The sequence below is a fragment of the Streptomyces sp. NPDC058751 genome, assembly GCF_042746485.1.
In the GTDB taxonomy this organism is placed as follows: domain Bacteria; phylum Actinomycetota; class Actinomycetes; order Streptomycetales; family Streptomycetaceae; genus Streptomyces.
On the sequence record NZ_JBHYPZ010000080.1, the window covers coordinates 9908 to 19041 of the forward strand.

The following is a 9134-nucleotide window of genomic DNA, read 5'->3' on the forward strand; positions in this document are numbered from 1 at the left end:
CATTTCTTGACAATATGACGCAGGGAAAGCGGCTGATCGTGAAGCGCGACGCCGGGGCGCGCGCCCCGGCGTCGCGCACACCCGCCTCGTTGCCGAACGGGCTGGGCACCCAGGCCGGCTACTGCGCCCGCCGTCCGGACAGCGCCCGGACCCCTCACGGAGCCGGTCCGGCGGCCCGGGCGGGGCGTTTGGTGCCGGCCGTTCCGGATACGCGTGCTGTCCATGCCCCCAGCGGAGAGGAGGGCTGCCGACATGCGCATCGCATTCCTGGTGGCGCCCGAAGGCGTCGAGCAGGTCGAGCTGACCACACCGTGGAAGGCCGTCACGGAGACCGGGGACATCCCGGTCCTGGTCTCCACGAAGCCGGGCCGGATCCAGGCCTTCGACCACTTGGACAAGGCGGACACCTTCCCCGTCGACGCGGTCGTCGGTGACGTGGCGGCACGGGACTTCGGTGCCCTGGTCCTGCCCGGCGGAGTCGCCAACCCCGACAGCCTGCGGACGGACGACGCCGCCGTGGCCTTCGTGAAGGAGTTCTTCGGACAGGGGCTTCCGGTCGCGGCGATCTGCCACGCGCCCTGGACGCTGGTCGAGGCGGACGTTCTGCGCGGCCGCACCCTCACGTCCTGGCCGAGCCTGCGCACCGACATCCGCAACGCGGGCGGCACGTACGTCGACGAGCCGGTGCGGGTCTGCGACGCGGGCCCCAACGTGCTGATCACGAGCCGCAAGCCGGACGACCTCCCCGAGTTCTGCGACGCCTTCGTCACCGAGTTCGCGAAGACCGGGGCCGCGGCGGCGTAAGGCGAGGAAGCGTCGCGGTAGGCGCCCGCGCCCGCCGCCGCCGGCCGGGCCGGGGGCGTAACACCAACGCACTCCCGCGGTTGACGCCCGTCGTGCCCACGGCGACGGTGGAAAGGTGGAGCCCCGCCACGGCGGGGCTGAACCGCCTACCGCCGCGGGGTGAGTTCCCCGGTCGGGGTGGCGGCGCGGCGGGACCCGGACCCGTGGGTCCGCCGCGCGGTCCCCCGCCGCCGCACGACGCGGCCTCGCGCCCGAAGTGCAAGGGAGCACCGCACATGACCGAGGCCCGGCACGACCGCCCCGGACCGGACCCGCATTCGGCCTCCCGCCCGGCGTCGCACCACTCGGACAGCCGCCCCGCGGACCGGCCCGGAAGGATCTCCGACCTGCGCCGGGTCGGCATCTCCCCCGACCACTGGTACCCGGTGGCGACCTCCCGGAAGGTACGGCGCGGCCGGACGTTCGCGACCGCCTTCGCCGGCGAGCGGATCGCGCTGTACCGGGGGCGCAGCGGTGTCGTCCACGCGCTGGAGGACCGCTGCGCGCACCGACAGGTGCCGCTGAGCATGGGCGTGGTCGAGGGTGACGTCCTGCGCTGCTGCTACCACGCGTGGGCCTATCGGGGCGACGGACGCATCTCGCAGATCCCCTACCTGCCCAAGGGCTGCGAGCGGCCGCCGCGCGGGGTGCGCTCGTACCCGGTCCGCGAGGCCTACGGGCTGGTGTTCGTGTTCCCCGGCGACCCGGCGCTCGCCGAGGAGGCGCCGTTCCCCTTCCTCCCCGAGTACCACTCCGCGGGCCACCGCACCATGACGTTCTCCCGCACCGTGCGCTGCCACTACTCGTTCATGCACGAGAACCTGCTCGACATGAACCACCAGTTCCTGCACCGGAGCGTGCTCGGCCGGATCCGGCCCGAACTGCTGGGGTACGACACCGGGGCGCGGCACGTGGAGGCCCGCTATCTCTTCGTCCCGGCCGGGGGCCGCAAGGACCGGGGCGCGGGCCTGCTGTCCGCGGAGGGGTTCGGGGGCCAGGACCGGCCCGACGTCATCACGATCCGCACCGAGTACCCGTACCAGACCCTGCGGGACGTCCCCGAGGGCAGCGACCTTCCGGTGTTCTCGCTCTGGGCCGCCTACGTGCCCGAGGACCCGGAGCAGCGGACCAACCACGCCTACGGCCTGCTCACGATCGCGAAACCGTCGGTCCCCGGGGCGCTGCATCTCGCCTGGCCGCTCATCCGCCGTTTCACCGAGCGGGTCTTCGCGCAGGACCGGATGGCGGTGGAGGCCGAGCAGCGGGCCTGGGACGAGCAGGGCGAGGACCACAACCACGAGGTGTTCCCGCTCATCCTCGACCTGCGCGACGTACTGCGCGACAACGGCGTACCGCTGCGTCCGGAGCGGGCGTCCGGCTGCACGCCGTGCGGGATGGCCGCCCCGGCCCACCACACCGCCGGCGCGGGCGCCGGTGCGACGGGGCGTGCCGGGCCGGCCGTGGAGGGCGCCGGCAGGTCCGAGTAGTCCCGCCGGCCCGCCCCGGGGCCCCGTGCCCCGGCCGGTCAGTCCGCGGTGCGGACCGGCGTCACCCGGTCGGCCACGGGGGACGCCTGCGTGATCACCTCGGAGCGCCGGTGGCCCCGGTCCATGACCCCGCCCGTGAAGGCGAGGCCCAGACCGGCGAGGGCGAGCGCCGCGCCGACCAGGTTGGGCGCGGCCCAGCCCCAGCCCGCCGAGATGACCAGGCCGCCGAGCCAGGCGCCGCCGGCGTTGGCCAGGTTGAAGGCGGAGTGGTTGGAGGCCGCCGCCATCGTCGGGGCGTCCTTCGCCTTGGCCATCAGCAGCATCTGGACGGGCGTGGTGATGAGGGCGCCCATCGCGCCGATGAACGTGATCGTCACCAGTGCGGGCACGGTGCTGTGGACCGCGAAGTAGAACGTGACCAGCCCGGCGGCGAGCAGGACGAGCCCCCAGTACAGCGTCGGGCGCAGCGCGCGGTCGGTGAGCGGTCCGGCGACCAGGGTGCCGAGCGTCATGCCGACGCCGTAGAGGGCGAGGACCCAGGTGACCGACGAGTCGGAGACGCCGGTCAGGTGCGTGAGCATCGGGACGAGGTAGCTGTAGACGGCGAAGAATCCGCCGAAGCCGACGACGGCCGTGGCCAGACCGATGGCGACCTGCTTGTTGCCCATGGCGCGCAGCTCGTGCCGGATGCCGGACTGCCCGCCGCGCGGCTGGTGCGGGACGAAGGCGGCGAGCGCGGCCAGGGCGACGAGACCGATGACGGAGACCGCGCCGTAGGCGGAGCGCCAGCCCAGGTGCTGCCCGAGGGCGGTGGCGGCCGGGACTCCGACGATGTTGGCGATGGTGAGGCCGAGGAACATCTTCGAGACGGCGCGCGCCGCCCTCTCCGGCGTGACCAGGCGCGAGGCGACGACGGCGCCGACGCCGAACAGCGCGCCGTGCGGCAGACCGGCCAGGAAGCGTGCGGCGAAGAGCGTGCCGAAGCCGGGGGCGACGGCGGACGCCGCGTTGCCGATCACGAACAGTCCGGTCAGCAGCAGCAGCAGCCGCTTGTGCGGGACACGCGCGCATATGCCCGTCAGCAGCGGCGCGCCGACGACGACACCGAGGGCGTAGGCCGACACGACGTTGCCCGCCTGCGGTACGGACACACCGATTCCGTCGGCGATCTGGGGCAGCAGCCCCATCGTGGCGAACTCGGTCGTGCCTATGCCGAACGCGACGACGGCCAGGGCCAGCAGAGCCAAGGGCATGGTGCAGGAGAACCTTTCGAAGACAACGTTGCCAGGGACCAGGGTGATGCGAACTCGCCCGGGGTTTCCACGTCCCGTCGCGCCGGGCGTGGTGACCCGGAGCGCCCCCGGGACGAGGGTGAGCCCATGAGAGTGCAGCAACGGGGCGCGGGCGTCCATTCCGAGATCGCCCCGCGTTCCGCGGCGTCGGGCCGGGCCCGCTCCCCCGGGCTTTTGCGGTGGTCGGCCCGGGCAAGTGAGCAAGGATAGCCGCTGTGGCTACGCCGCCGTCCGGGCAGGGGTCGGTGCGGGCCTTCGGTCCATGCGGCCGGTCACGCGGCGAAGCCGATGCTGGTGACGTACTCGTACTGGCCCCACTGGCTGCCGAGGTCGACGACCTGGTCGATCCACGCGTCGTCGAGCGCCTGCTCGTCGCCGGCGGCCCAGGCGGCGACGATGCGCTCCCAGCGGCGTACGTTGAGGGTGCGGTACTCGACCACCCGCTGGCGGGGCCGGTCGACCTGGGACTGGTTGAGCGGGTGGATCTCGACCCGGGTGCCGCGGCCCTCCCGGTTGAGGCGGGCGGTCAGGTAGCGGGCTACGTTCTCGCGCCGCACGGCCCTGTAGGCGTGCTCGATCTTCTCCAGGTTCTTCCTCGACGGCGAGCGCGTCCCGTCGAGCCAGGCCCGCAGGGTGCGGTCCGTGACCGTCAGCCCGGCGGCCCGGGCGGCGGCACGGGCGTGACCGGTGCGGGTGAGGTAGTGCAGGCGGGCGAGCAGGCCGCGGCGTGCGGTGACGGGGGTCGCGATGTAGCCGGCGAGGCCGTCCAGGCGGCGGGCGACGGCCTCGTGACCCTTGAGTCCGCGGGCGCCGTACCTGCCGAACTCGATGTTCCGCTCTGGCATCGTCTCTTCCGGTCCTCGGTGGGATGGATCACTGTACGGTGTAGACGTCCTTGACCTTCACCTCGGTGACGCCACGGCCCTCGGCGAACACCGCGCGCCAGTCGCCGACGGTGTGGAGTTCGTCGGTACCCATGGCGCGTACCACCATGAGGCCTTCGTCGTAGGCGCGGTGGGCCTTCCACCACAGGTTCACGAACGCCTGGGAGCGGATGATGTGCATCCAGTCGGTGCGGTACAGCTCCCGGTTGTAGTTCGACTCCCCCAGTGTGGAGACGAACTTGGAGTACATCTGCTTCACGTACTCCAGCGTCACGTCGTCGCCCTCGGCGATCGCCCGGTCGCGGGCGTCCTTCAGTACGACGCGGAACTTCTCCAGCAGGGCCTCCGTGGCGCCGGACGTCCACGACTCGTGGATCTTGGGCGGGTCGCACAGGCCGTACTTCGGGCCGGACAGGCGCAGCAGCAGGCGCAGCGTCGGCTCGGTGACCCACAGGGGGCCGGGTTCGTCGCGGTTGCCGATGGGGTTGGGCAGGACCGCGTCGTGCTCCCAGGCGGGCGGGGTGACCAGGTGGAGTCCGGCGCGGCGGCGGTCGTGGTGGTCGCCCGTGGAGTGCTCGAGCCGGCCGATCGGCAGGTGGGTCTTCAGGGCGGAGAGGTAGGCGCCGTTGACGTCGAGGGCCGTCACCTCGTGCGTGCCCGCGGGCAGCTCGGGGCGGGTCCACTTGGGGCGGGCCTCCCAGATCTGGTCAGCGCCCCGGGCGGTCCGCTTGCGCAGAATGTCCGGGAGCCAGGGGTGGGCGACGATGTCGTACCGGCCGCCTTTGCGGGTCTGGTCCAGCAGCGCCATCGCGTCCGGGATCGCCCGCTTCACCAGCACGGCCGTGGCCGCCTCGACGTCGCCCGCGTGCTCCGCGAGGACGGCCGTGACGACGGAGCCGATCGGGTCGGGGGCGTCGGAGGCCGTCCGCACCCGACGGCCGACGGGCACGACACGCACGGCGGCGGTCCGTACGGGCTCCACGGGCCCGGTGCTCTCGGCGGACGGCGCGGGGTCCGGCACGCCGCACTCCGCGGGGTCGAGGTGCTGGGGGAATCCCGCGACCTGGTGGCGGGCGGGCCGCCCGCACAGTACGCACGGCCGGGGGACGGCGAGCACGTCGACGTCGTCGTCCTGACCTGAATCCTGACCGGCCTCCGCGGGAGCACCGTCCTCCCGCCAGGAATCCCGCCCGGCCCCCGCGGGAACACCGTCCTCCTGACCCGGATCCCCGCCGGGACCGGCGGGGACACCGTCCTGGCCCTGGTCCTCCCCGTGCCCCGCCGGGGTGTCGTCCCCCGGCTCTTCGCCCGGGGCGTCCGGGGCGTGGGACCCCGTCGATCCGGTGAGCCTGACCCGCGCGCCTTCGATGAAGTACGCGTACTTCTCCCGTACTTCGCCGCTCGGGTCACGCCCGGACTCCCAGCCGCCGACGGTGGAAGGGGCGACGCCCAGGGCTCGCGCGAGCTGGGCGCGCGACAGGTTCAGCGCTTCACGCAGCGCGCGCCGTTCCCCGGCGGGCGGAAGCGGGACCTCCTCCTTCACCCCGGCGAGCAGGGCGTCGATCGCGTCGAAGCCGCTCATCGCACACCCCTCTCGCGCGCCCCGGCGCCACGGGGGGCGTCGGTGCGGCGCCGGGGAACACGACGGCGGCCGGCGGGCAGCGCCTCCGTGGCCCTGGTCGGCCCCGCCAGCAGTTCCAGTACGTCGATGCCGTAGTGGGCGGCGACCGCCTCGCAGTCGGCCAGACTCCAGGCCGCCGTGCCGGACTGACGCCGGCTCACCTGGGCCTGGCTCACCCCCAGGGCGGCGGCGAGGTCGGTCTGCGACTCTCCGGCCGCGTGCAGCAACGCCGCGAGCGCGGCCCGCACCCGTTCCTCGAGGCTCATACCCATGATGAGGAGTCTAGCTCGTGAAGCTCATGTCGGATGCGTTATGTGCATGAGAACTCCAGCGGTCGCACGGACAACGGCCCGTGGAACCGCCCGTCGGCCGAGCCCCTGCACGCCCGCGGACCGGATGGCGAACTGGAGGCGCTTCAGGCTCCATTTCGGCAGATGTGACGTGAACGACACTGGGATCGACGGTAATTGGCGTGAGTTGTTCGGATCGCGCGCCGTCACGCCTATCGGGCATTTCCGGTCATCCGGCCGCCCGCGCGCCGGACGTGCTCCGATGCGCTGCGGTGGTGCCGGGGGACGGCTGGCATGATGACTCCCCATGTCGTCCGGACCCGCTTTCCGTCTTGCGCGCGCCGCGGTGTTCGCCGCCGCGTGCGTGACGGTGACGGGTCTCGGCCACGCCCTGATGTCCCAGGAGGTTCCGGCCTGGGCGGTGGGATACGGGTTCGCGGCCACGACCGCGGGTGCGTGGTGGATCGCCGGGCTCCGCGAGCGCGGTGTGCTGGCGGTAGCCGGTTCCACGGTGGCGGTGCAGTTCGCTCTGCACGGGTGGTTCGACTTCGCCCAGTCCTCCGCCGGCACTCCCGCCATGGCCGGTTCCGGGGCCGGGATGGTTCATGACGCGTCGTCGGCGATGGGCGCGATGCCCATGGACGGCCCGACGACGAGTCACTGGTCCCTGGGCATGGTCGCGGCACACACCCTGGCCGCGGTGCTGTGCGGACTGTGGCTGTGGCGCGGCGAGGCCGGCGTCTTCCGTGCCGGCCGTGCGCTGGCGGTGTTCGTCTTCGCTCCGCTGCGCCGGGCCGGACTGATCCGTGCCGTCCGCCAAGTGCCGCCCCCGGCACGTCCGGTGTGGTTCTTCGTTCCGGTGCGGCCGGTGCGTGGCGTGCTCCTGCGGCACGACATCGCACGCCGGGGTCCCCCGATGCCCGCAGTCTGCCGCTGACCGTCCGTCGCGCCCGATGGTGTGACGGACGCAGTCCGGCGTGCCCTCTTCGACGGCACTTCCCACAACGGCCTTGTCTCGTCGAGCCGTTCCCGGGGGCCGTCCACCGCGCACGCCGTGCCGCCGCTTCCCGGCGGATCGACCTGCCGACTTCACTCGCGCCCCGCGTCACCGACGCCGGGTGCCCATTGGGGATGCATCCATGTCTTCAACTCAGGAACAAAAACCGCAGGACGAGTCCGAGGCCACCGACACGGTCCTCGACGAGACCCCTGACACCACGACCCCCGAGACCGCGGTCGCCGAGACCGCGGCCGCCGACGCGCGACCGGTCCGCTCATGGCGGGGCGTACGGGCGCTGCTGGTGCGACTGCACTTCTACGCCGGGGTGTTCGTCGCCCCCTTCCTGCTCGTGGCCGCCCTGACCGGGCTGGCCTACACCTTCACCCCGCAACTGGACGACCTGGTCTACGGCGACGTGCTGCACGTGGAGCAGTCGGGCCGGCAGCCACGCCCGCTGGCCGAGCAGATCTCCGCGGCCCGCGCCGCCCACCCGGAGGGCACCCTGGCCTCCGTGACCACCCCGCCCGGTCCGGGGGACACCACCCAGGTGGTGCTGTCCGTGCCGGAACTGGGCGAGAAGCAGCGCACCGTGTTCGTCGACCCCTACACCGCCGAGGTCAAGGGCGAACTGACGACCTGGTGGGGCTCGACCCCGCTCACCACGTGGCTGGACGACCTGCACCGCAACCTCCACCTCGGTGAGACCGGACGCCTGTACTCGGAGGTCGCCGCCAGCTGGCTGTGGGTGCTCGTCGCCGGCGGACTCGTCCTGTGGCTGGGCCGTGCCCGCGGACAGCGCGCCAGGTCCGCGCGCGGTGTCCTGCTGCCCGACCGGTCCGCCCGGGGTGTCCGCCGCACCCGCGGCTGGCACGCCGCCACCGGTGTGTGGATCGCCCTCGGCCTGCTGTTCCTCAGCGCGACCGGCCTGACCTGGTCCCACTACGCCGGCGACCGGTTCGGACAGCTCCTGGACGCGGTCGAGGGACACACTCCCGAACTCGACACCGCGCTTCCCGGCGCCGGGGCCGCCGACGGTGACGAGCACACGGGTCACGCCGGACACCACGCCGGCCAGGACACGGCGTCGGCCGACCCCGCCGCCTTCGACGCCGTTCTCGCCGTGGCCCGCCACGAGGGCCTGGGCGGCAAGGTCGTGGTGACCCCGCCGGCCGACCCGGCGAGCGCGTGGACCGTCGCCCAGGACGACCCCAGCTGGCCCGTCCACTACGACAAGGTCGCCGTCGACGCCGCGAAGGGCGAGGTCACCGCCGAGACCCACTGGGCCGACTACCCGGTCACGGCCAAGCTCACCAAGCTCGGCGTCCAGGGACACATGGGACGGCTCTTCGGCGTCGCCAACCAGATCCTCCTCGCCGTCGTCGCCCTGGGCCTGGTCCTCATCGTCGTGTGGGGCTACCGGATGTGGTGGCAGCGCCGCCCCACCCGCGAGGACCGCGCGGCCCTCCTCGGCAAGGCCCCCGCACGCGGCACCTGGCGCACCCTGCCCCTGCCCGTCCTGATCCTCGGCGCCCCCGCCGCCGTCGCCCTCGGCTGGGCACTGCCCGTCCTCGGCATCACCCTCCTCGCGTTCCTCGTCCTCGACGTCGCGACCGGACTCGTCCGCAAGGCCCGTACCACGGCATGACACGACCCGGCCGGAACCCGGCCGGGGCATGGGACGAACGAAGGCCCGGACCGCGGAGGACGTCTCCCGGTC

At 73.2% G+C, this 9134-nt stretch carries 8 protein-coding genes; 4 read left to right on the forward strand and 4 right to left on the reverse strand.

Features of this window, described 5'->3' with window-relative positions; genetic code table 11:
- The first annotated feature begins 252 nt into the window (after positions 1–252).
- Both ACFW6B_RS40370 and ACFW6B_RS40375 read left to right on the forward strand, forming a co-directional pair.
- On the forward strand, positions 253–804 hold the full coding sequence (locus ACFW6B_RS40370; protein ID WP_386604801.1) for a type 1 glutamine amidotransferase domain-containing protein: 552 nt from the start codon (positions 253–255) through the stop codon (positions 802–804).
- A 275-nt stretch (positions 805–1079) separates the two neighbouring features.
- Complete coding sequence (locus ACFW6B_RS40375) at positions 1080–2330, forward strand: Rieske 2Fe-2S domain-containing protein (protein ID WP_386604803.1); 1251 nt, start codon at positions 1080–1082, stop codon at positions 2328–2330.
- A gap of 38 nt (positions 2331–2368) precedes the next feature.
- Here ACFW6B_RS40375 and ACFW6B_RS40380 read toward each other — a convergent pair whose 3' ends face one another.
- The 4 genes from ACFW6B_RS40380 to ACFW6B_RS40395 form a co-directional block, all read right to left on the reverse strand.
- Positions 2369–3583, reverse strand: coding sequence for an MFS transporter (locus ACFW6B_RS40380; protein ID WP_386604805.1), 1215 nt, complete (start codon positions 3581–3583; stop codon positions 2369–2371).
- Between the two features lie 311 nt (positions 3584–3894).
- Positions 3895–4467, reverse strand: a complete 573-nt coding sequence (locus ACFW6B_RS40385) for a transcriptional regulator (RefSeq protein WP_386604807.1) — start codon at positions 4465–4467, stop codon at positions 3895–3897.
- Between the two features lie 28 nt (positions 4468–4495).
- Complete coding sequence (locus tag ACFW6B_RS40390) at positions 4496–6088, reverse strand: helix-turn-helix domain-containing protein (protein ID WP_386604809.1); 1593 nt, start codon at positions 6086–6088, stop codon at positions 4496–4498.
- The gene (locus tag ACFW6B_RS40395; RefSeq protein WP_386604810.1) at positions 6085–6399 is read right to left on the reverse strand and encodes a helix-turn-helix domain-containing protein; all 315 of its coding nucleotides are present in this window, start codon (positions 6397–6399) and stop codon (positions 6085–6087) included. The genes ACFW6B_RS40390 and ACFW6B_RS40395 overlap by 4 nt, the downstream gene beginning before the upstream one ends.
- Before the next feature lie 325 nt (positions 6400–6724).
- On the opposite strand from ACFW6B_RS40395, the gene ACFW6B_RS40400 reads away from it, so the two are divergent.
- Positions 6725–7354: a hypothetical protein gene (locus ACFW6B_RS40400; protein WP_386604812.1), complete on the forward strand. Its 630-nt coding sequence runs from the start codon at positions 6725–6727 to the stop codon at positions 7352–7354.
- 202 nt (positions 7355–7556) lie between these two features.
- Complete coding sequence (locus tag ACFW6B_RS40405) at positions 7557–9062, forward strand: PepSY-associated TM helix domain-containing protein (protein ID WP_386604814.1); 1506 nt, start codon at positions 7557–7559, stop codon at positions 9060–9062.
- Positions 9063–9134: the final 72 nt, after the last annotated feature.

What these genes read in the sequence shown, in the direction of transcription:
- ACFW6B_RS40375 (WP_386604803.1), top strand. Translation starts at nt 1,080, where the DNA reads ATGACCGAGGCCCGGCACGACCGCCCCGGACCGGACCCGCATTCGGCC.
- ACFW6B_RS40370 (WP_386604801.1), top strand. Translation starts at nt 253, where the DNA reads ATGCGCATCGCATTCCTGGTGGCGCCCGAAGGCGTCGAGCAGGTCGAG.
- ACFW6B_RS40380 (WP_386604805.1), bottom strand. Translation starts at nt 3,583, where the DNA reads ATGCCCTTGGCTCTGCTGGCCCTGGCCGTCGTCGCGTTCGGCATAGGC.
- ACFW6B_RS40395 (WP_386604810.1), bottom strand. Translation starts at nt 6,399, where the DNA reads ATGGGTATGAGCCTCGAGGAACGGGTGCGGGCCGCGCTCGCGGCGTTG.
- ACFW6B_RS40400 (WP_386604812.1), top strand. Translation starts at nt 6,725, where the DNA reads ATGTCGTCCGGACCCGCTTTCCGTCTTGCGCGCGCCGCGGTGTTCGCC.
- ACFW6B_RS40405 (WP_386604814.1), top strand. Translation starts at nt 7,557, where the DNA reads ATGTCTTCAACTCAGGAACAAAAACCGCAGGACGAGTCCGAGGCCACC.
- ACFW6B_RS40385 (WP_386604807.1), bottom strand. Translation starts at nt 4,467, where the DNA reads ATGCCAGAGCGGAACATCGAGTTCGGCAGGTACGGCGCCCGCGGACTC.
- ACFW6B_RS40390 (WP_386604809.1), bottom strand. Translation starts at nt 6,088, where the DNA reads ATGAGCGGCTTCGACGCGATCGACGCCCTGCTCGCCGGGGTGAAGGAG.